Genomic DNA, 19,438 nt, shown 5'->3' on the forward strand with positions numbered 1-19,438 from the left:
GTGCCTTTCGTAGGTGCTGGAAGGTGATGGAGCGGTCCGCTACCCGGTGACCGAGCCCTGGGTGAGGCCGGCGACGATGTAGCGCTGGAGCATGGCGAAGATGACGAGGACGGGCACGATCACGAGGACCGCGCCGGCCATGAGGATGCCCCAGGAGCCGGTGCCGCTCTCGGAGTTCTGCAGAAGGGTCAGCCCCACCGGCAGGGTCATGACCTCGGGCTTGTCCGTGATGATGAGCGGCCAGATGTAGTCGTTCCACTCGGAGACGATCGTCACGAGCGCCACAGTGGCGATTGAGGGCACCGAGACCGGCACCACGATGCTCCAGAGCCGCTTCCAGTGGCCCGCGCCGTCGATCTCGGCGGCCTCGAGGATCGAGCCCGGCAGGGTCATGAAGTGCTGGCGCAGCAGGAACGTGCCGAACGCCGTGCCGAGTCCGGGCAGGATGATGCCCCACAGGGTGTTCTTCCCGCCGATGCTCGCGATGAGCACGTAGTTGGGCAGGATCGCGACCTGGGAGGGCACCATGAGCGCCACGAGGATCAGGATGAAGACGATGTTCTTGAACGGGAAGCGCACGAACACGAGCGCGTAGGCGGTCATGATGGCGAGGGTCACCTTCACGACCGCTCCGACCGCCGTGACGATCGTCGAATTGAGGAAGAACCGCGCGAACGGGACTGTGGTCATCGCCGTCTTGTAGTTGTCGAGGTTGACCGACTGGGGGAGGACCTTGAGGTCCGTCGTGACGATCTCGCCGGGGGTCTTGAACGAGCTCACGACCATCCACAGCAGGGGCAGCGCCACGATGAGCGTGGCGATGATGAGCGGAACGTAGCCGCCGGCGAGGGTGCGGACCAGGTTCTGGGACGAGAACGGGCGGGGGCGCTCGGGCTCGCCGGCTGTCTCCGTGACGGTGACGGGTGCGGGGGCGGTCATGCGTAGTGCACCTTCCTCTCGACGAAGCGAATCTGCACGACCGTGATCACGAGCAGGATCACGAACAGGATCACCGAGATCGACGCCGAGTAGCCGGCCCGGTTGTAGGAGCCGAACGCCTGCATGTACGCCTCGTAGATGAGCGTGCTCGTGCCGTTGCCGAGCGGGGTCATGATGCGGATGAGGTCGAACGCCTGGAGGCTCGAGAGGATCGTGGTGATGAGCAGGAAGAACGTGGTGGGGGAGAGCAGCGGGAGGCTGATGCTCAGGAAGCGGCGGGTCGCCCCGGCGCCGTCGATCGCGGCGGCCTCCATGACGTCGCCCGGGAGGGACTGCAGGCCCGCGAGGTACACGACCGCGCAGTAGCCGAGGTTCTTCCAGATGTAGACGATGATCACCATGGTCAGCGCGAGCTGCGGGTCGTTGAACCACTGAGGGCTCGCGACGCCGAACGTGCGCAGGAACCAGGCAAGGGCGCCGTAGCCGGGGTCGAAGATGAACATCCACACCAGGCCCACGCCCACGCCTGAGAGGACGTAGGGGGCGAACACCGCCGACCGGGCGAACGTGGTGCCACGGACCTTGGCGTTCAGTGCGAGCGCGACGAGGAGGCCGAGCACCATGGACAGGCCCACGGTGAGCACCGTGAAGATCGCGGTGGTGCCGAGGACGCGCGGGGCGTCGTCGCTGCCGAAGAACGTCGCGTAGTTCTCGAAGCCGATGTTCCTGGCCGTCTTGGACCCGAGGGTCCAGTCGAGGAACGAGTACTGCAGGTTCGCGAACAGGGGCCGGTAGGTGAACACGGCGATGAGGACCAGGTTCGGCAGCGCGAACGCGAGGAAGACGAAGAAGTCGCGGCGGCTGCGGCCGGAGAAGCGGCGGCGCCTGCGCTCGGGACGGGAAGGGGAGGAGGCGCCCTGGTGACGCTCCAAGGTCGACTCGCTCATGGATGAATCCTGCAAGCGGGATGGGACATTGACAAGCATTCCTTCAAGATCTGGGGTATGGGCGTGAAACCCCCGCGTAGTAGTGGACCACGGCCCAGCGGGGGCCTTGGCCGGAATTCGCCCCCACCCGCAGCGAATTCCGTTCCGTGTATCCAAGAGTTCACACTGCGTTAGCGTAATGAGTGGCGTGGGCCACACCGAGGGGCCGCGCCGGGGTGTAGGGCGCGCGCCGTTGAGCGGGGGCAGGAGCGGGCGTTGAATGGGCCCATGGATTCCCTTCTCGATGTCCCCGGCCTCCGGGTCGGCCACGCCCAGCGCACGGAGGACGGATGGCTGAGCGGAGTGACCGCCGTCGTGCTCCCTCCCGGCAGCGCCGGCGGGGTCGATGTCCGCGGCGGAGGGCCCGGCACGATCGAGACCGATGCCCTCGACCCGTCCACCCTCGTGCAGACCGTGGATGCGATCGCCCTGTGCGGGGGGAGCGCGTACGGGCTCGCGGCGGCCAGCGGTGTGCAGCTGTGGCTCGAGCAGCAGGGCCAGGGGCATCCCGTGGTGGGCGGTGTGGTGCCGATCGTCGCCGGCGCGGTGATCTTCGACCTCGGCCGGGGCGGGGACTTCGCCGCGCGTCCTGACGCTGCGATGGGCTTCGAGGCGGCGGCCGCGTGCGTGGGGCTCGAGGACGCGCCCGACGGCGGGCTCCGCGGCTGCGTCGGCGCCGGCACCGGGGCGGCGGTGGGCAGGGCCCTGTACAAGGGCGGCGTGGGGATGGCATCGGTGCGCCTGCCGGGCGGCCCCGTGCCCGGACCGCCCGGGGGCGCGCCGGTGGTCCTGCCCGAGGGGATCGTGGTCGGGGCGCTCGCCGTGGTGAACGCCGCCGGGGTGCCGGTGTTCCCGGGGGCCGTGGCGGCGGCCCCGGCCGAGGGGGAGGCCGAGATTGCGCAGGAGGCGGCCTCGGCCGGTGAGGGGGGTGGCTCCGGCCGGGCCTCCGGACGCGCCGGGGCGCCCGGGGGGCCCGGGCCGCACGGGATGCTCGGAGCGCCGGGGCCCCTCAACACGACGCTCGTGGTGGTGGCGACGAACGCCTGCCTGACCCCCGCAGAATGCAAGCGCCTGGCAACGGCCGCGCACGCGGGCCTGGCCCGCGCCCTGGACCCGAGCCACACCCTCGTGGACGGGGACACGGTCTTCGGCGCGTCCACGCGGGCCATCGAGCTGGACCGCTCCTCCGAGGCGGGGCGCGTCGTCGGCCTCATGTCCGTGCAGGTCGCCGCGGCCAACGCCGTCAAGGAGGCCATCCTGGACGGGGTCCGCTCGGCGACGCCCGTGACCACCCCGGCCGGGACCTGGGAGCGCTTCCCCGTGCCGTGACCTTCTCCTCTGGGTGGGCGCCGCACCGAGTCGGTTGACTGGGTGCAACGATCCGCGCCGCGAGAGGGGATGGAAGCGATGGTTGAGAACCTCGTGAAGACCGTGGAGATCAATGCGCCGGTGGACACCGTCTTCACGTTCCTCAGTGACCCGACGCGGTGGATGCTCGCCTTCCCCGGCGACAGCGATGTCACGGACGTCCAGCTCGCCCCGGACGGAGTGGGCACGTCGGCGAAGTGGGCCGCGAGGATCTTCGGCATCCACATGTCCGTGACCCACGAGTACCGGGAGGTGGTCCCCAACCAGCGGATCGTCTCGAAGGCCTCGGCCGGCCCTGTGCTCACCTTCTCCCTCGAGCCCGCCGGCGCCGGGACGAGGCTGAGCGTCGAGCAGGGGTTCGACATCGAGACCCCGCTCGTGCGGGTGCCGCTCCAGGCGCTCTTCACCCGATGGGCCGAGGATGACATTGAGGGCCTGGTCGCCAACATCAAGAGCCTCGTGGAGACCGGACAGAAGGCCATCTTCCAGCCCGAGAAGAAGCCCGGCCACACGCTGACCTGGTCCGGCGCCGTCAGCATCCAGGCCCCGGTGGAGCGCGTGTTCGACCTGGTGAAGGACCCAACGGTGTGGCTGGGGCCGGATGTCCAGATCTCAGACCTCAAGGTGGCGCCGGAGGGCGTCGGAACAACCTTCGCCGCCTCGTGGCGGATTCTGGGCATCCCGCTCAAGACGACCCACGAGTACACGGAGTTCGTCCCCAACGAGCACTTCACGTCCAAGGCCGCGCTCGGGCCGGTGTTCGTGGTGGCGGTGGCACCCGAGGACGGCGGGACCCGCCTGAGCATGCGGTCGGACGTCATCCCGTCCAACTGGGCGGACGCCGCCGTCGACTCGCTGGCCATCAAGCTCACGGAGCGCAGCCAGGAGGAGCTGTTGGCCGGGATCAAGGCCAAGGCCGAGGCCGAGGCTGGTGCGGGGCAGTAGGCGGCACGTCAGTAGACGGGCAGGCTGCCCTCGCTCAGGCGGCCCGAGACGACAGCGCCCACGCGGCGCACCATCTGTGCCGTCCGGTGGACTACGTCGGCGTAGCTCACCCGCAGGGTGGCAAAGCCGCGGGCCTGGGCTGCCCCATCCCGCAGGTAGTCGCTGGACCGGCTCTCGGGCTGCTGGTGCGTCTTCCCGTCGATCTCAAGATCGAGGCACCGCTGGACGATGTGGTCCATCCACCCACAGCCCGTGCCTCCTCGCCGCCGAGACGCACGTGGGCAGGGAGTTGGTCGTCAGGCAGCGGACCAGGAGCGGATCGGCGTCGGGCAGCGCGAGGATGCCCCGGGCTGGTCGGAGCACTGCTCCTGTCCGGATGGCCGCCACGAGATCGTGCCGGGTCACGCCCGCCGCAAGCAGCTCCGAGCGGCGCGCCGCCCCGTCCCTCTCCCGAAGGCCCCGGGCCTACGGAGCCGGGGAACGGCACGGCGTGTACCATGGGCGGATTTAACTTCCACGCCCACGTGGCGTACAGTTGTGTGTTGGCTGTCGGCCCTTCCATGCCCATTTGGGGCGTGCGGGAAGCCAGTCGTCAAACCATACACGTCCGCCGGGGAGCTCCGTGCGCCCGGCGGCAGAGAAAGTTAGCGGAGGCTATGGCCAAGAAGGACGGTGTCATCGAGATCGAGGGCGTCGTGACTGAAGCGCTGCCCAACGCAATGTTCCGCGTTGAGCTGACGAACAAGCACGTCGTACTCGCCCACATCTCTGGCAAGATGCGCCAGCACTACATCCGCATCCTCCCTGAGGACCGCGTCGTGGTGGAGCTCAGCCCGTACGACCTGACTCGCGGCCGGATCGTCTACCGCTACAAGTAAGCAGCCGCGCCCGGGGGCACCCGGGCGTCAATGCTGACCACCTGCAGAACACGCAAAGGACACAGCCATGAAGGTCAAGCCGAGCGTCAAGCAGATCTGCGACAAGTGCAAGGTGATCCGCCGCAATGGGCGGGTCATGGTGATCTGCGAGAACCCGCGCCACAAGCAGCGCCAGGGCTGATCCCCTCCCGCGAGGGAGAGGATCAGGCCGGGCAACGCCCACGCAATAACTAGAGAAGGCAGCACAAGCTGCGCTGGGACGAATGGGCCCGGACAGCTGACCCCCGGCCCGGAGGCTGGGGCCGCTCGAGAACGGAGCGGGTGTCCTGCCTACGACCTCCGGATAGCACAAGGAGAACCGCCGATATGGCTCGTCTCGCTGGCGTTGACATTCCCCGCGAAAAGCGGCTGGAAATCGCGCTCACTTACATCTACGGCGTGGGTCGCACCCGTGCGAAGGAAACGCTCGCTGCCACGGGCATCAGCGCGGATGTCCGGGTCAAGGACCTGACGGACGCTGAGCTGGTCCAGCTGCGTGACTACATCGAGGGCAACTACAAGGTTGAGGGTGACCTCCGCCGCGAGGTGGCCGCCGACATCCGCCGCAAGGTCGAGATCGGCAGCTACGAGGGTCTGCGCCACCGCCGGGGCCTCCCGGTCCGCGGCCAGCGCACCAAGACCAACGCTCGTACCCGCAAGGGCCCGAAGCGCACCGTCGCAGGCAAGAAGAAGGCCGGCCGCTGATAGCGGTCACCCAGGACTTTAGGTAGGAGAAGCTACATGCCCCCAAAGACTCGTGCGACGTCGGTCCGCAAGCCGCGCCGCAAGGACAAGAAGAACATCGCGCTCGGTCAGGCGCACATCAAGAGCACCTTCAACAACACCATCGTGTCCATCACGGACCCGTCCGGTGCTGTGATCTCCTGGGCTTCGGCCGGTGAGGTCGGCTTCAAGGGCTCGCGCAAGTCCACCCCGTACGCTGCGCAGCAGGCCGCCGAGTCCGCCGCGAAGCGTGCCCAGGAGCACGGCCTCCGCAAGGTCGACGTCTTCGTCAAGGGCCCGGGTTCGGGCCGCGAGACCGCCATCCGCGCGCTGCAGGCCGCTGGCCTCGAGGTCGGGTCCATCCAGGACGTGACCCCGAGCGCGCACAACGGCTGCCGCCCGCCGAAGCGCCGCCGCGTCTAACAGGGTTTCGGGGCCGGCGGGGCCGGTCCGCCCGAGGCGAGCCCCCGCCGTCGTGCGTCACAGACAACGCACGACGGCGCGGCTCGCCTCCCGCGGCCTGTCCCGCCCGGCTTCATTACTTAGTTCAGACCTTTTCCATCCATCTGTGTTGCGTCATATAGCGGATGCTTCCTGAAAGGAAAACCCAGTGCTCATTGCACAGCGCCCCACCCTGTCTGAAGAAGTAGTATCCGAGAACCGCTCCCGCTTCGTCATCGAGCCGCTGGAGCCGGGCTTCGGCTACACCCTCGGCAACTCGCTGCGCCGCACCCTGCTGTCCTCAATCCCCGGGGCTGCCGTCACCAGCATCCGGATTGACGGCGTGCTGCACGAATTCACCACGGTCGAGGGGGTCAAGGAGGATGTCACCGAGATCATCCTCAACCTGAAGAGCCTCTCGATCTCCTCCGACCAGGACGAGCCCGTCGTCGCGTACCTGCGCAAGCAGGGCCCCGGCGTCGTGACGGCCGCGGACATCGCCCCGCCGGCCGGCGTGGAGATCCACAACCCGGATCTGCACATCGCCACCCTGAACTCCAAGGGCAAGTTCGAGCTCGAGCTGACCATCGAGCGCGGCCGCGGGTATGTCTCCGCGGCGCAGAACAAGTCCGCGGACGCGGAGATCGGCCGCATCCCGGTCGACTCGATCTACTCCCCGGTGCTGAAGGTGACCTTCCGCGTCGAGGCGACCCGTGTCGAGCAGCGCACCGACTTCGACAAGCTCATCGTCGATGTGGAGACGAAGCCGGCCATCAAGCCGCGCGACGCCGTCGCGTCGGCCGGCACCACGCTCGTGGAGCTGTTCGGCCTCGCCCGCGAGCTGAACACCGCCGCCGAGGGCATCGAGATCGGCCCGTCCCCGACGGACGCCGCGCTCGCTGCGGACATGGCCCTGCCGATCGAGGACCTGGACCTCACCGTCCGTTCGTACAACTGCCTCAAGCGCGAGGGCATCCACACGGTGGGCGAGCTCGTGGCCCGTTCCGAGGCGGACCTGATGGACATCCGCAACTTCGGTGCCAAGTCGATCGACGAGGTCAAGGCCAAGCTCCTCGAGCTGGGCCTCTCGCTCAAGGACTCGCCGGTCGGGTTCGATCCCCTCGCTGCGCGCGCTGCCGCCGACGAGGACGAAGCCGCCTACAGCGACGACGAGCTCTAAGAAGAACTTGCCCGCCGCCGGTGAGAGCCGGTAGCGGTCCACAACAGGAGAAACGACAATGCCTGCACCCACCAAGGGTCCGCGTCTGGGCGGTGGCCCGGCGCACGAGCGCCTCATGCTCAACAACCTCGCCGCTGCGCTCTTCGAGCACAAGCGCATCACCACGACCGTGACGAAGGCCAAGCGCCTCCGCCCGGTCGCCGAGCGCCTCATCACGTTCGCGAAGCGCGGCGACCTCGCCTCGCGCCGCCGTGTCCAGGCCGCCATCTCGGCGCGCACGAACACCAACAAGGGCATCATCCACGAGCTCTTCACCGAGATCGCCCCGCAGCTGTCGGAGCGCAACGGTGGCTACACCCGCATCACCAAGATCGGCAACCGCAAGGGCGACAACGCCCCCATGGCTGTCATCGAGCTCGTGCTCGAGCCGGTCTCGGCGAAGCAGGCTGTGGTGAAGGAGGCCGAGAAGGCCGCCGAGAAGAGCGCGCCGAAGGCCGAGGCCACCGTCGAGGCTCCGGCCGAGGAGACCGCTGCCGAGGAGACCGCCGCTGAGGCTCCCGCCGAGGCCGAGGTCACCGAGGCTCCGGCCGAGGATGCCGCTGAGGCTCCAGCCGAGGAGAAGGCCGACGACGCCAAGTAGTCGGCTCCCGGCCGTCCCGCACCGTCGGGACGCCTGATCCGCGAAGGGCCCCCGTTCCCCCTCCAGGGAACGGGGGCCCTTCTCGTCGTCCGGGCTCCGTCCTGTACGGTGAAGGGGCCCTAGCTCGGGCCGGCCGTGGGGAGGACGAGCGAGAACACGCTGCCCGAGCCCGGCTCGCTCTGGACCTCGAGCCGGCCGCCGTGGCGCTCGGCGACCATCCGCGTGAAGGAGAGCCCGAGCCCCACCCCCGGGATGTCGAGGCCCCGGGCGGCGTCGGTGCGGAAGAACCGGTCGAAGATGTGCGGACGGTCCTCTTCCGAGATCCCGATGCCGGTGTCCGCGACCTCGACCCGCACCCAGCCGCACGCCTCCGCGGCACACAGGGTGACCACCCCGCCGTCGGGGGAGTACTTCACCGCGTTCGAGAGCAGATTGTCGGCCGCCTGCCCGATGCGCAGCGGGTCCGCCTGCACCCACAGCTGCGGGGGGAGGTCGACGACGAGCCGCACCTGCGCGGCGTCGGCCGCCGTCTGCACCGCCTCGGCGCGGGCGGCGAGCACCGCCGAGAGGTCGATCCTCGTGGGCCTGATCGGAAGGGTGACCTCGGAGGAGGCCATGAGGTCGCGGGCGAGCTCGATGAGGCGCTCGGCGTTGCCCTGGGCGACCTCGAGCCGCGACCGCGCCGCGGCCGGGAGCTCGGCCTCGAGCGCAAGGTCGAGGTTGCCGAGCACGGACGTGAGCGGGGACCGGAACTCGTGGGCGACGGTGCGCACGAGCTCGGCCTTGTCCTCGGCCGTCTGGGCCAGCTGGGTCACGTCGGTGTAGGAGACCACCGCGCCCCCGCGGTCGCCGTCGACGGGGCGCGCCACCACCTGCAATGCCCGGGCGCGCGGCCCCCACCCGAGCCACACCATCTCACCGTCGATCGCCTCGCCGCGGGCAGCCCGGTGGAGGACGCGGCGGTCCGGTTCGACGCGCGCGCGGCGGTCCTTCGTGAACACGGGGAAGGCGCGGTCGGCAATGTCGAAGTCCGCCGGCGACTCCCAGCCCACGCCCTCGAGCAGGGAGCGGAACGCCTCGTTCCAGCGCACGGGCCGCCCGCCCGGGTCCACGGCGACGATCCCCACGCTCGCGGCGTCGAGGATCGTGGCCAGGAGCGCCTCCTTCTCCACCGCCTCCTCGAGCAGCTCCTTGAGCTTGACCTGGTGCGCGCGCAGTGCACGCTCCTGCAGGCGCAGGCCCGCCCCGGCGGCCCGGATTGCGACCGCGACCGTGAGCATGAGGGGCGGCAGGAGCAGGGCGTCACTGAAGACGGGATGGCCTGCTGCCCCGGGCGTGAGCAGCGTGGGCAGCGTGATGAGGAGGGGCCCGAGCAACGCCGTCGGCAGGGCGATGCGGGCCGAGAGCGTCGAGCCGGCAATCCAGATGATGGGGAACACCGCGAGGGCGCCGGTTCCGGTGAGCGCTCCGTGCGGACCGCCATTACGCAGGAGCCACACGGAGACGAGGTCGAGGACCGGGACCCAGAGCGCTGCCGCGGCGTCCAGCCGCTCCCACGGCAGGAGCAGCGACACCAGCGCGGCCGCCATCTGGGCAAGGATGCCGGCGGCGAACAGGGGCGCTGCGGCCGCGTCCGCCCAGGCACTAGGCGCGGCGAGCGCAATGACGGCCACAGCCACGGACAGCGGCAGCTGGCACAGGACCACGCGCGTGCGTGCCCCGGCCCGGTCCACGTAGCGGAGGACCCGGCTGGCGGTGGCCAGCTCCTTGACAGACACGTTCACTCCCCGATACGTGAGACGGCCCCCTTCACTTGTTTATCACGCATAGCGGATACTGTGACACAAGGACATGGTCTCAATGACAGGCTGTGTCGCTTCCCGGTCGTATGGAGGGTCACTGTGAACGGTCTGGGTATTGCGTTGGTCGTGGAGGATGACGAAGATGTGCGCGGCCTCCTCGAGGACGTGTTGGGGCATGCCGGCTTCGACGTGCGGACAGCGTCGACGGGGCGAGAGGGTGCCGAATTGGCACGCACCGAGCACCCCACCGTGGTGACGCTCGACGTCGGGCTGCCGGATATCGACGGCTTCGAGGTCCTCCGGCGGATCCGGGGGGCCAGCGATGCCTACGTGGTGATGGTCTCCGGGCGGGATGAGGAGCCGGACGCCCTCTTCGCGCTCCAGTCCGGGGCGGACGACTACCTCACCAAGCCGTTCCGTCCGCGCGAGCTGCGCGCCCGGATCGGCGCCATGCTGCGCCGGCCCCGTGTGGGGCACATGGGACACGCGGCGGCCGCTCCGAGCACCGACGCCCGGCCTGCGCAGGGGCACCTCCACGGCGCGATGCCGCGGCCGGAGCATGCGCCCAGACCGGCGGAGCCGGCACGGCCGTATCCCGCGCCGACCCCGCCCCAGCACGGCAACCCGGTGCTGCTGCGGAACGGAGCCCTCGCCCTGGACCCGCACACCCGCACGGCGTCCGTGGCGGGGGCGGAGCTCGAGCTCACGCGCAGCGAGTTCGACCTGCTGCAGGCGCTCCTGCGCGGGGCGGGCCGGGTGCTGACACGGGCGGATCTCGTGCGCGTGGCGCGCGGCGACCGGTTCCGCGACGACGCCTACGTGAGCGAGGCGGACGAGCGCGCGGTCGAGGTCCACATCGGCAACCTGCGCCGGAAGCTCGGGGACGACCCGCGCGCGCCGCGCTGGCTCGTGACGGTCAGGGGCGTGGGCTACCGGCTGCGGCCGGCGAGCGACTGAAGACAGCGGCGGTAGCCGCGCCTGCCAGATCGGCGGGGAGCCCCCGGGCCAGGACGGCGATGGTGACGTCGCCGCACGCAAGCGCCCGCGGGAGCAGGGCCATCGCGGCGCGGGGCCCTTCTGCCCGCACACACGCGACGATGCGGTCCGCGGCGTCGGCGAGGCGGAGCGCCCCGGCCATGGATGCCGCCGTGCGCAGGCTCAGGGCGGCGTCGAGCGAGTCTGCCGCGCTCCCGACGGCGAGGGCCGCGGCGAGCCGCTCGCGCCGCTGAGGCCACAGCCGCACGACGCCGCGCGCGAACCTCGCCGCCCCGGCATCGCCGATCTCGGCGGCGAGCCGCCCCAGCACGGTCGGGTCGATCACAGGGAGGCTCAATGGGACCCCTGGAAAGTGGCGATGGCGTTGATGACCGCGGGCCCCAGGATCGCGATGAACAGCACGGGGAAAATGAAGAACAGCAGGGGGAAGAGGACCTTGACGGGCAGCTTCATGGCCTGCTGCTCGGCGCGCTGGCGGCGCTTGACGCGCATGGCCTTGGCCTGGACCCGGAGCACCTGGGAGATGGCGATGCCATACGCGTCGGCCTGCACCACCGCCTGCACGAAGCTGCGGACCTCGGCGACGGTGGACCGCTCGGCAAGCCCCAGGTAGGCGGCCCGCCGTGTGCGGCCGACCTGCATGTCCTGGAGCGTGCGCGAGAGCTCCTGGGCGAACGGGCCGCGACCGGTAGCGGCGGCACGGGAGACCGCGGCCTCGAAGCCCAGCCCGGCCTCCACAGAGATGAGCAGCTGGTCCAGGGTGTTCGGCAGCTCGCGCTGGATCGCGGTCTGCCGCTCGATCCCGCGGCTGTAGAGCAGGAGGTCCGGGATGGCGTAGCCGAAGACGGGCAGGAACACCGCGACGAGCCGCATGAGGGGCAGCTGGCCGCCTGAGAGCATGAGGGCCGACAACGCGAGGCCGGCAGCGGCGAGCGCGGGCTTGGCGGCGAGCAGCCGGCCCAGCGGCAGGGAGGAGGGCCTTCCGGCCCTGGCCAGCAGGGAATCGAGCCGGCGCACGTAGGAGGGCGGGGTGATGCGGCGGCCGAGGGCCTCGAGCGCCCCCGAGAGTCCCGGCTTCTGCGCCGCCGCTGGATCGGCGGCCAGGCCACGGGAGAGGTTGGCCTGCACTGCGCGCATCTCACCCCGGTCCGTGGAGAGCACGGCCCACAGCAGGGCGGCGACGGGGAGGGCCACGAGCGCGGCGGCCAGGAGCGGGATGGTCACGGGTCCTCCTAGAACTTGATGTCGATGATCTTGCGCAGCCAGAGTGCGCCGATGCCCATGAGCACCACGGAGGCGCCCACCATGATCCAGCCCAACGGGCTGGTGAACAGCGGGGTCATATAGTGGGGGTTGACGACCATGAGCATGGCCACGATGCCCAGGGGCAGCGCCATGAGGATGTAGGCGGAGAACTTGCCTTCCGCGGCCAGAGCCGTGATGTGGCCCTTGATCTCCCCGCGCTCGCGGATGGTCTCGTTGACCTGGTCGAGGACCTCGGCGAGGTTGCCGCCGACCTCGCGGTTGATCTGGATCGCCTGGGCGACCCACACGAAGTCCTCGCTGGCCATGCGCACCGAGGTCTCCTCGAGCGAGGCCAGCAGGTCCCGTCCCAGAGCGGTGTCCCGTACCACGCGGCGCATCTCGTGCGCGGTGGGCTCGGGGCTCTCGGCAGCGGCGGCGTCGATCGCGCGCAGGATGCTGTGCCCGGCACGGAGCCCGCCCGAGAGCAGGTGGAGGGTGTCACCGAGCTGGCTGTCGAACCGCTTCCGGCGCGCGGCGATCCTCGAACGCACGACGACGCGCGGCAGCACCGGGGCGACCAGCGCCGCGAGGATGCCGAGCGGCAGCAGCCCTGCGAGGGCGCTGAGGAGGAGGCTGGCCAGCATCGTGCCGCCGACCACGAGCACGAGGTCGGCCTGGCGGACGTTCAGGCCCGCGAGCTCGAGCTGCTCGGGGGAGACGAGCCGGAGGCGGTGGCCGGTGAGCCAGCCCTGGAGCGCGTCGGAGGCTCCGCGGCGGGCGCGGCCTAGGGCGGAGCCGCGGGGCGCCGTCGTGGGCCGGCGGCGATTGGCGGGCAGCGCGGGGCTGCCGGGGCGCAGCGCGAGGATGGCGGCGGCACCGCCCCCTCCGAGGATCAGGCCGCAGCCGAGCATCAGCTCCACGGCCCCTCCTTCACGGCGCCAGCTGCGCCGGGCGCCACGAGCGGGCCGAAGATGCCCGGCCGTACGTGCAGGCCGAGGTCCTCGAAGCGCTCGAGGAACCGGGGACGGACCCCGGTGGCGATCGGCCGGCCGAGGAAACGGCCGGAGGGGTCGACCCCGGCGGCGTAGTCGAACACGAACGCGTCCTGGAGCGTCACGACGTCTCCTTCCATGCCCTGCACCTCGGTGACGTGGGTGATGCGGCGGGTGCCGTCGCGCAGGCGCGAGATCTGCACGATGAGGTTGACCGCGGAGGCGATCTGCTCGCGGATGGCGCGCAGCGGCAGGTCCATGCCGGCCATGAGCACGAGGGTCTCGAGGCGCGCGATCGCGTCCCGGGGGGAGTTGGAGTGCACGGTCGAGAGGGACCCGTCGTGGCCGGTGTTCATGGCCTGGAGCATGTCGAGGGACTCGCCCCCGCGCACTTCGCCGACCACGATGCGGTCGGGCCGCATGCGCAGGGAGTTGCGCACGAGGTCGCGGATGGTGACCTGGCCCTTGCCCTCGGTGTTGGGTGGGCGGCTCTCAAGCCGGACCACGTGCTCCTGCTGGATCTGCAGCTCCACGGCGTCCTCGATGGTCACGATCCGCTCGCCGCGGGGGATGAACCCGGAGAGGACATTGAGCAGGGTGGTCTTCCCGGTGCCGGTGCCGCCCGAGACGATGATGTTGAGCTTCGCCTCGACGCACGCGCGCAGCAGCTCGGCCATGTCCGGGGTGAGGGTGCCGAAGCCGATGAGGTCGCGCACCGTCAGCGGGGTCTTGCCGAACTTGCGGATGGTCAGGGAAGAACCGCCCACGGCGAGCGGCGGGATCACGGCGTTCACGCGGGAGCCGTCGGCGAGGCGGGCGTCCACGAGCGGGGAGGACTCATCGATGCGCCTGCCCACGCGGGAGACGATCCGCTCGATCACCGCGCGCAGTTGCTCCTCCGAAGTGAAGCGCAGCTCGGAGAGGGTGAGGTGGCCCTTGCGCTCGATGTAGATCTGGTCGTGGCGGTTGACCATGATCTCAGTGACGGCGTCGTCGTCGAGGAGCCGCTGCAGCGGCCCATAGCCGAGCACGTCGTCCTCGACCTCGCGCAGGAGCCGCACGCGCTCGGGCGCGCTGAGGGGCACGGGCTCCTCGTCGATGATGTGGGTGAGCTCCTCGCGGGCTGCGCTGCGGAGGTCGTCCTCGGTGGCCTCGCTATCCCCGAACCGCTGGCCCATGCGTTCGAAGAGGGCCGTGGCGGCGCGCTGCTTGAGGCCGGTGAGGGCGTCCTGGGCCACGGCCGGTGCGGCCGGGGCCGGTGACCCAGCGGTTGCGGACGACGGTGCGGCGGCGGCTCGCGCGGACAGGCTCGCCCAGGCGGAACCCGTCGCGGAGGCAGGCGCGGGGGCGGACGGTGTCGCGGGCCCGGCGGTGTCCGAGGTGTCGGCGTCGGCCGCCGACGCTGCAGGGCGCGCGGCGAGGGCGACCCCGCCGGTCTCGGCGAGGCTGAGGCGCTCCGAGAGCTTCACGCGACCACTACCCGGCGGTGGGCCCGGCGCCGGGCGGCGGGCTTGGCCTTGGCAGACGGCGAGATCCGCTCCACGACCTTGCCGAGCGCGGCGGTGGCGCCGTCCCTGCGGGTCGACTGGAGAACGGGGATGCCGCGGTTGGTCGAGTAGGCCACGAGCTTGGAGCGCGGCACGCTCACGTCCACGGGCACGCCCACTGTGACCTCGACGTCGCGGACGCTGAGCCCGGACTTCGCATCCGCCATGTTCAGTACGAGATGCCGCACCTCGGGCAGCAGGCCCAGGTGGCCGAGGACATCGAGGCTCGAGCGCAGCCCGCGCACCCCGGGGACGTCCATGCCGGTGACCCAGACGCCGTCGGTGCAGTGCTCGAGCGCGGCGAGGGTGCACTCGCCCAGGCCCGGGGCCGTGTCCACGATGACGTAGTCGAACTGCGCGGCGAGCTGGCGCAGCAGGTGGCCGACCTTCTCGGGCGTGATCGCGTCTGCCTCCACGGGGGTCTTGGGCGCACACAGCGCGTAGAGCCCGGCCGGGTGGAGGGTGAGGAAGGCCTTGAGCACGAGGGCGTCGCGCGCCGCAGCCGGGGAGACGGCGTCGGTGACGGTGTGCTCGGGGTCGAGGTCCAGGCCGGAGGCGACGTCGCCGAACTGCAGGTCGAGGTCGAGGATCGCGACCCCCATCGGGGCGGCCTTGGCCAGGCCCACGGCGATGTTGGTGGCGAGGGTGGTCTTGCCCACGCCGCCCTTGGGGGAGAAGACGCCGATCACGCGGCCGCGCGGGCCGTCGGCAGGGCCAGTGGCGCCGTCTGGACCTGCGGCAGATTCGGCGCGGCGGCGGCCCTCGGTGGCCTGGACGGAGCGCTGCAGCACCACGCGCAGCTGCTCGGCCTGGACGTCGGGAGAGACCACATCGCGGATCCCGGCACGCATGGCCTGGAGCATGAGCTCGGCGTCGGCCTCGGCGGCGAGGAGGACGGCGACGGCCGGGTAGCGGACATCGAAAACGGTGGCGAGGCGCAGCGCGCCGTCGAGCGGGACACCGGGGCCGAGCACGAGCGCGTCTGGCTGCGCCCCGCCGAGTCGCGCGAAGATCTGCTCCGGCTGCTCGGGGAGTTCCGCGGTGGCGACGGTGTGCAGGGAGCCCGGGAGGGCGCCGTCGACCGCGGAATGCATCCGCTCGGCGAACTCGGGGCTCGGGGAGATCAGGACGAAGCCGCTCACTGGTAGACCTTTCCGCCGTCGATGGGTCCCGGGCCGGCTTGCGTGGCACCGGCGGGCTGCTTGCTGAGCCAGATCTTGCCGAACTCGCCCGCGAAGACGATCCGGGAGGCCTGGGCTGCGTTCGCGGCGACGGTGACGATGAGCGGCGTGGTCGGAGCCGACGTCGGCGAGGCCGAGGAGTCCGAGGTCTTCCCCGCCTGCTGCACGGAGGTGACGAGCATTCCGGTCATCGACAGGTCGGTGCTCTGCGCTCCGGCTGGCGTGCCGACGCCCTTGTCGAAGGAGAGGAAGAGGCCCACCGTGTCACCGGCTGCGAGGAGTCCGCCAACGGCGCGCTGCGGATCGAGCTGGAACGAGACCTCCTGCAGCCCGGCCGGGACGCGCACCGTTCCGGGCTTGGCGAGGGACTGGGGGTCCGCGAGCCGCTCGGCCAGGAGCTGCTCGCCCGTCTGGAGGTCTGCCGTGGTGACCTTGCCTGCCGTGCCGTCGAGCGTGTGCAGCGCGGAGGGCGCGATCGCCTCGGCCGGAAGCGTGCGCGCCTGGACGAAGTCTGCGAGCTTGTCCGCGGCGGTCCCTGCGGGAACGGGCTTGACGACCACGAGGACCTTGGCTGGCTGCATGCCTGCCATCGCCCGGGCGTCCGCGCCCTGGGCGTAGGAGAGGACGAGGGCGACGCCGATGATGGCCGCGACGAGCGCGGCGGCGCCGGCGATGAGTCGTGACTTCATGCGGGGAGGGCTCCTGGGATCTACTGGGCGGGATCTATTGGGCGAGGCGGACGATGGTGGCGCCGAAGGCCGTGGACGGGCCGACCTGGTAGGCGCTGTCGAGGTCGACGTAGGTGATGAACTGGCCGATGATGCCCTTGCAGTTGCTGCTGCAGCTGAGCGAGGAGTCGACGGCGGGCGGCGTGTTGTTGTAGTAGGCCTGTCCGCCGAAGTTCCAGCCCTTGACACTGAAGGCTGCAAACCCGGCGATCGTGTAGACCGCGTTCTTGCCGGTGCCCGTGACAGTTGTGAACACGGGCAGGAGCACGATGGCGCGCTGGCCGGCCTGCAGGGCAGCGATCCATCCTGAATAGACCGCGTTGCAGTAGCTGGGGCCGCTCGAGCCGGGCTGGCTGCCGCCGATGGAGGCCGCCACGTTGATTGACGCCCCGCATTGGTTCGCGTTCTGCTGGAGCCAGCCGAACCCGCCTGGGACCACCTGGCTCGGCTGGCCCGGGGTGCCGTAGGTGCAGCTGGGGTTCACCCCTGACCCGAAGGACTGGATGAGCTGGGTGGCGCCGTCGATCGCCGTGCCCTGGAGCTGGCAGACGGAGAAGGCCAGCGGGAAGGCCGCGATGCCCGTGCTGGGGCTGCCCCAGGCTGCCTGCGCCCTCGCACCCACCGTCGCGCTCGTGATGCCGAGCGCGCGGGCAAGGAACAGCGCGACGGAGCCCGGCTGGGAGCCTGGCTGCAGGGGCTGGGTCGTGGCGGTGACGGTGCGCGAGGTCGTGCTGATCGCAAGCGAGGCTATGCCGGCCTGGCCTGCCTGGGCGTTGGACTGCGTGAGCGACGTGGCCAGCGTGGAGGTCGTGGAGCACTGCGGATCGGTGAGCGAGGCCGCGCACCGCTGGGCGATCGCCAGGGCTGTGGCGTCGGCGCCGTTCTGCAGCTGCGCACGCTCCGCGTAGAGCATCCCTCCGTCCACTGCGAGGGCCGCGAAGCCGAGCAGGACGACCATGAGGATGGCCGTGAGGACGGCAACGGCACCGCGCTCGCGGTCTGTTCCGCCGTCGTGTGCCCGAGCCGAGAGTCGGGGGAGGATCATCAGCCGCCGCACAGCATTGCCCCCTTGCCCTGGAGGGCGAAGCTTCCGAAGAACCCGGTCCCCGTGAACGTGTAGTTCACGGTGAACGTGATGGTCGGCGGCACGGTGCCAGCCGGCGTCTGGCCCGGTGCCGGGCAGGCCGAGGGCGAGATGGTGAAGGCTGAGGCCGGGAGGGTGCCGAGGGTCGACGCCCCGTTCTGGGCGGCCGTGATGGCCGCCGACGTGCTGTTCTGCAGCACCATCGCGCGGGCCCCAGCCCGGGCCGCGAAGGTGAGGGTCTGCTGGGCGTTGAATACACGGCCGAAGTCGACGATGCCGAGTACGAGGAGGATGAGCACCGGCAGCACGAGGGCGAACTCGACGGCTGCTGCGCCGCGCTCCCGGTCGCTGGTGCGCATGGTGGCTCCTCAGTGTTGGATGATTCCGGCAGTCCTTACAGGCAAAAGACGGTCTCGGACAGCCGCTCAGGGCTGGCCGAGACCGTCCGAACGATCACGCGGCGCCCAGAGAGTCCTTGACGTTGGTGAAGATGGTGTTGAGCTGGCCGCCGAGGAGGCCGACCACGGCGATGATCGCCACGGCGATGAGCGCGACCATGATGCCGTACTCGACGGCGGTGGCGCCCCGCTCGCCCGAGAGGGCGCGCTCCTTGAGCTTGAGGCCGGCGACGTGCAGGGTTGCGATGATGGAAAGCATCCTGTGCTCCTGTGGGGTGTGGTGGTTGTCGGCTGGTCCGATCACCAGCTCCACCATCGACGTTAGGGAGTCGGCTCGGCCTCGGGTACGGATCTGGGGCGAAGCTCGCAGAAGCCTCTTCCTCGGGCCGGATCCTGCGCTTCGGCCGCGGCGTTCCTGCGCGAATCCTTAGACTGTTCGCCATGACGTCCGAGCCCTCCACCGTACGCGTGCGCCTCGATCTGGCCTACGACGGCGCCCCGTTCAGCGGGTGGGCGGTGCAGCCCGGGCTACGGACGGCGCAGGGGGCCCTCGAGGAGGCACTCGCCCTGATCCTGCGCCGGCCGGTGCGGGTGGTGGTGGCCGGCCGCACCGACGCCGGGGTGCATGCCCGTGGGCAGGTGGTGCACCTGGACGTATCGCTCGCGGAGTGGGACGGGCTCGCCCGGCGCTCGTCGGATGCGCCGGAGGAGGTCCTCGTGCGGCGGCTGCGCGGGGCGCTGAGCCGGGTGCTCGGGAAGGAGACGGGCGCGCTCGAGGTACGCAGCGCCGTCGTGCCTCCCGCCGGGTTCGACGCGCGCTTCTCGGCGCTGTGGCGGCGCTACTCGTACCGGATCGCGGACCGGCCGGAGGACTGGGACCCGGTGCTGCGTGGGATCACGCTCTGGCACCGAGCTGGGGTAGACGTGGGGCGGATGAACGCCGCCGCGGACCAACTGCTGGGCCTGCAGGACTTCCTTGCCTTCTGCAAGCCGCGGGAGGGGTCGACCACGGTGCGCACGCTGCAGGAGTTCGCGTTCGAGCGGACGGCCGACGGCGTGGTAGTCGCCCGGGTGCGCGCCGACGCCTTCTGCCACAACATGGTCCGGGCGCTCATCGGCTCCGCGCTGCGCGTGGGGGAGGGGCTCGAACCGGTGGGGTGGCTGCACGAGCGGATGCTGGCCCGGGTCCGGGACGCGAAGACGCGGCTCGCGCCACCGCACCCGCTCGTGCTCGAGGAGGTCGGCTACCCCGAGTCCGGGGCGGAGCTGGCCGCGCGGGCGGACCTGACGCGGGCCCTGCGGGAGGAAATTTCGGGCAGTTGAGGA

Annotated in this window: 23 protein-coding genes; 10 read left to right on the forward strand and 13 right to left on the reverse strand. The window is 70.8% G+C overall.

Features of this window, described 5'->3' with window-relative positions:
• Nucleotides 1-39: 39 nt before the first annotated feature.
• Together ACVWWH_RS02030 and ACVWWH_RS02035 are read right to left on the reverse strand one after the other, a co-directional pair.
• Entirely contained in the window at nucleotides 40-939 is a 900-nt protein-coding gene (locus ACVWWH_RS02030) for a carbohydrate ABC transporter permease (protein ID WP_457315414.1), read from the reverse strand.
• Entirely contained in the window at nucleotides 936-1,886 is a 951-nt protein-coding gene (locus tag ACVWWH_RS02035) for a carbohydrate ABC transporter permease (protein ID WP_084249566.1), read from the reverse strand. The genes ACVWWH_RS02030 and ACVWWH_RS02035 overlap by 4 nt, the downstream gene beginning before the upstream one ends.
• Nucleotides 1,887-2,153: 267 nt before the next feature.
• Between ACVWWH_RS02035 and ACVWWH_RS02040 the strand changes: the two genes are divergently transcribed.
• Together ACVWWH_RS02040 and ACVWWH_RS02045 are read left to right on the forward strand one after the other, a co-directional pair.
• The gene (locus ACVWWH_RS02040) at nucleotides 2,154-3,254 is read left to right on the forward strand and encodes a P1 family peptidase (RefSeq protein ID WP_457315415.1); all 1,101 of its coding nucleotides are present in this window, start codon (nucleotides 2,154-2,156) and stop codon (nucleotides 3,252-3,254) included.
• A 78-nt stretch (nucleotides 3,255-3,332) separates the two neighbouring features.
• The gene (locus ACVWWH_RS02045; RefSeq protein ID WP_457315416.1) at nucleotides 3,333-4,238 is read left to right on the forward strand and encodes an SRPBCC family protein; all 906 of its coding nucleotides are present in this window, start codon (nucleotides 3,333-3,335) and stop codon (nucleotides 4,236-4,238) included.
• An 8-nt stretch (nucleotides 4,239-4,246) separates the two neighbouring features.
• On the opposite strand, the gene ACVWWH_RS02050 is transcribed toward ACVWWH_RS02045, so the two are convergent.
• On the reverse strand, nucleotides 4,247-4,477 hold the full coding sequence (locus ACVWWH_RS02050) for a hypothetical protein (RefSeq protein WP_457315417.1): 231 nt from the start codon (nucleotides 4,475-4,477) through the stop codon (nucleotides 4,247-4,249).
• 417 nt (nucleotides 4,478-4,894) lie between these two features.
• Between ACVWWH_RS02050 and infA the strand changes: the two genes are divergently transcribed.
• The 6 genes from infA (at nucleotide 4,895) to rplQ (ending at nucleotide 8,139) form a co-directional block, all read left to right on the forward strand.
• Nucleotides 4,895-5,116, forward strand: a complete 222-nt coding sequence (gene infA / locus ACVWWH_RS02055; RefSeq protein ID WP_011775571.1) for a translation initiation factor IF-1 — start codon at nucleotides 4,895-4,897, stop codon at nucleotides 5,114-5,116.
• Between the two features lie 67 nt (nucleotides 5,117-5,183).
• Nucleotides 5,184-5,297, forward strand: a complete 114-nt coding sequence (gene rpmJ, locus ACVWWH_RS02060; RefSeq protein ID WP_011775570.1) for a 50S ribosomal protein L36 — start codon at nucleotides 5,184-5,186, stop codon at nucleotides 5,295-5,297.
• 185 nt (nucleotides 5,298-5,482) lie between these two features.
• Nucleotides 5,483-5,860, forward strand: coding sequence for a 30S ribosomal protein S13 (rpsM, locus tag ACVWWH_RS02065; RefSeq protein WP_066499470.1), 378 nt, complete (start codon nucleotides 5,483-5,485; stop codon nucleotides 5,858-5,860).
• Nucleotides 5,861-5,896: 36 nt separating this feature from the next.
• Complete coding sequence (gene rpsK, locus ACVWWH_RS02070) at nucleotides 5,897-6,301, forward strand: 30S ribosomal protein S11 (protein WP_043120112.1); 405 nt, start codon at nucleotides 5,897-5,899, stop codon at nucleotides 6,299-6,301.
• Nucleotides 6,302-6,488: 187 nt separating this feature from the next.
• Nucleotides 6,489-7,499: a DNA-directed RNA polymerase subunit alpha gene (locus ACVWWH_RS02075; RefSeq protein ID WP_066499468.1), complete on the forward strand. Its 1,011-nt coding sequence runs from the start codon at nucleotides 6,489-6,491 to the stop codon at nucleotides 7,497-7,499.
• 58 nt (nucleotides 7,500-7,557) lie between these two features.
• Entirely contained in the window at nucleotides 7,558-8,139 is a 582-nt protein-coding gene (gene rplQ / locus ACVWWH_RS02080; protein ID WP_457315418.1) for a 50S ribosomal protein L17, read from the forward strand.
• A 119-nt stretch (nucleotides 8,140-8,258) separates the two neighbouring features.
• Here rplQ and ACVWWH_RS02085 read toward each other — a convergent pair whose 3' ends face one another.
• The gene (locus ACVWWH_RS02085; protein WP_457315419.1) at nucleotides 8,259-9,917 is read right to left on the reverse strand and encodes a sensor histidine kinase; all 1,659 of its coding nucleotides are present in this window, start codon (nucleotides 9,915-9,917) and stop codon (nucleotides 8,259-8,261) included.
• Nucleotides 9,918-10,040: 123 nt separating this feature from the next.
• On the opposite strand from ACVWWH_RS02085, the gene ACVWWH_RS02090 reads away from it, so the two are divergent.
• Nucleotides 10,041-10,898, forward strand: a complete 858-nt coding sequence (locus tag ACVWWH_RS02090; protein ID WP_457315420.1) for a response regulator transcription factor — start codon at nucleotides 10,041-10,043, stop codon at nucleotides 10,896-10,898.
• Here the strand turns inward: ACVWWH_RS02090 and ACVWWH_RS02095 are convergent.
• The 9 genes from ACVWWH_RS02095 to ACVWWH_RS02135 all read right to left on the reverse strand — a co-directional run bounded on the left by ACVWWH_RS02095 (nucleotide 10,858) and on the right by ACVWWH_RS02135 (nucleotide 18,371).
• Nucleotides 10,858-11,274, reverse strand: coding sequence for an Hpt domain-containing protein (locus ACVWWH_RS02095; protein WP_457315421.1), 417 nt, complete (start codon nucleotides 11,272-11,274; stop codon nucleotides 10,858-10,860). The two genes, ACVWWH_RS02090 and ACVWWH_RS02095, sit on opposite strands and share 41 nt — an antisense overlap.
• Nucleotides 11,271-12,161 carry a type II secretion system F family protein gene (locus ACVWWH_RS02100; protein WP_457315422.1) on the reverse strand — a complete coding sequence of 297 codons (891 nt, stop codon included), beginning with the start codon at nucleotides 12,159-12,161 and terminating at the stop codon, nucleotides 11,271-11,273. Before ACVWWH_RS02100 ends, ACVWWH_RS02095 begins: the two co-directional genes overlap by 4 nt.
• A gap of 8 nt (nucleotides 12,162-12,169) precedes the next feature.
• Nucleotides 12,170-13,102 (reverse strand): type II secretion system F family protein, encoded by a 933-nt coding sequence (locus tag ACVWWH_RS02105; protein WP_457315423.1) that lies wholly within the window; start codon nucleotides 13,100-13,102, stop codon nucleotides 12,170-12,172.
• Entirely contained in the window at nucleotides 13,093-14,643 is a 1,551-nt protein-coding gene (locus tag ACVWWH_RS02110) for a CpaF family protein (protein ID WP_457315424.1), read from the reverse strand. Before ACVWWH_RS02110 ends, ACVWWH_RS02105 begins: the two co-directional genes overlap by 10 nt.
• Nucleotides 14,640-15,863: an AAA family ATPase gene (locus ACVWWH_RS02115; protein WP_457315425.1), complete on the reverse strand. Its 1,224-nt coding sequence runs from the start codon at nucleotides 15,861-15,863 to the stop codon at nucleotides 14,640-14,642. The genes ACVWWH_RS02110 and ACVWWH_RS02115 overlap by 4 nt, the downstream gene beginning before the upstream one ends.
• Complete coding sequence (gene cpaB, locus ACVWWH_RS02120) at nucleotides 15,860-16,591, reverse strand: Flp pilus assembly protein CpaB (protein WP_457315426.1); 732 nt, start codon at nucleotides 16,589-16,591, stop codon at nucleotides 15,860-15,862. The genes ACVWWH_RS02115 and cpaB overlap by 4 nt, the downstream gene beginning before the upstream one ends.
• 34 nt (nucleotides 16,592-16,625) lie before the next feature.
• The gene (locus tag ACVWWH_RS02125) at nucleotides 16,626-17,675 is read right to left on the reverse strand and encodes a pilus assembly protein TadG-related protein (RefSeq protein WP_457315427.1); all 1,050 of its coding nucleotides are present in this window, start codon (nucleotides 17,673-17,675) and stop codon (nucleotides 16,626-16,628) included.
• Nucleotides 17,675-18,073 (reverse strand): TadE/TadG family type IV pilus assembly protein, encoded by a 399-nt coding sequence (locus tag ACVWWH_RS02130; protein ID WP_457315428.1) that lies wholly within the window; start codon nucleotides 18,071-18,073, stop codon nucleotides 17,675-17,677. The genes ACVWWH_RS02125 and ACVWWH_RS02130 overlap by 1 nt, the downstream gene beginning before the upstream one ends.
• 94 nt (nucleotides 18,074-18,167) lie before the next feature.
• Nucleotides 18,168-18,371, reverse strand: coding sequence for a Flp family type IVb pilin (locus tag ACVWWH_RS02135; RefSeq protein WP_457315429.1), 204 nt, complete (start codon nucleotides 18,369-18,371; stop codon nucleotides 18,168-18,170).
• 182 nt (nucleotides 18,372-18,553) lie between these two features.
• On the opposite strand from ACVWWH_RS02135, the gene ACVWWH_RS02140 reads away from it, so the two are divergent.
• A complete protein-coding gene (locus ACVWWH_RS02140) occupies nucleotides 18,554-19,435 on the forward strand; it encodes a tRNA pseudouridine synthase A (RefSeq protein ID WP_457315430.1) in 882 nt (293 codons plus the stop codon).
• Nucleotides 19,436-19,438: the final 3 nt, after the last annotated feature.

Source organism: Sinomonas sp. RB5, from assembly GCF_054063535.1.

Bases quoted from the DNA above. Each gene is read 5' to 3' on its own strand.
- ACVWWH_RS02125 (WP_457315427.1), bottom strand. From the start codon at position 17,675: ATGATCCTCCCCCGACTCTCGGCTCGGGCACACGACGGCGGAACAGAC.
- rplQ (WP_457315418.1), top strand. From the start codon at position 7,558: ATGCCTGCACCCACCAAGGGTCCGCGTCTGGGCGGTGGCCCGGCGCAC.
- ACVWWH_RS02045 (WP_457315416.1), top strand. From the start codon at position 3,333: ATGGTTGAGAACCTCGTGAAGACCGTGGAGATCAATGCGCCGGTGGAC.
- cpaB (WP_457315426.1), bottom strand. From the start codon at position 16,591: ATGAAGTCACGACTCATCGCCGGCGCCGCCGCGCTCGTCGCGGCCATC.
- ACVWWH_RS02135 (WP_457315429.1), bottom strand. From the start codon at position 18,371: ATGCTTTCCATCATCGCAACCCTGCACGTCGCCGGCCTCAAGCTCAAG.
- infA (WP_011775571.1), top strand. From the start codon at position 4,895: ATGGCCAAGAAGGACGGTGTCATCGAGATCGAGGGCGTCGTGACTGAA.
- ACVWWH_RS02035 (WP_084249566.1), bottom strand. From the start codon at position 1,886: ATGAGCGAGTCGACCTTGGAGCGTCACCAGGGCGCCTCCTCCCCTTCC.
- rpsK (WP_043120112.1), top strand. From the start codon at position 5,897: ATGCCCCCAAAGACTCGTGCGACGTCGGTCCGCAAGCCGCGCCGCAAG.
- ACVWWH_RS02040 (WP_457315415.1), top strand. From the start codon at position 2,154: ATGGATTCCCTTCTCGATGTCCCCGGCCTCCGGGTCGGCCACGCCCAG.
- ACVWWH_RS02030 (WP_457315414.1), bottom strand. From the start codon at position 939: ATGACCGCCCCCGCACCCGTCACCGTCACGGAGACAGCCGGCGAGCCC.
- rpmJ (WP_011775570.1), top strand. From the start codon at position 5,184: ATGAAGGTCAAGCCGAGCGTCAAGCAGATCTGCGACAAGTGCAAGGTG.
- ACVWWH_RS02140 (WP_457315430.1), top strand. From the start codon at position 18,554: ATGACGTCCGAGCCCTCCACCGTACGCGTGCGCCTCGATCTGGCCTAC.
- ACVWWH_RS02050 (WP_457315417.1), bottom strand. From the start codon at position 4,477: ATGGACCACATCGTCCAGCGGTGCCTCGATCTTGAGATCGACGGGAAG.
- rpsM (WP_066499470.1), top strand. From the start codon at position 5,483: ATGGCTCGTCTCGCTGGCGTTGACATTCCCCGCGAAAAGCGGCTGGAA.
- ACVWWH_RS02130 (WP_457315428.1), bottom strand. From the start codon at position 18,073: ATGCGCACCAGCGACCGGGAGCGCGGCGCAGCAGCCGTCGAGTTCGCC.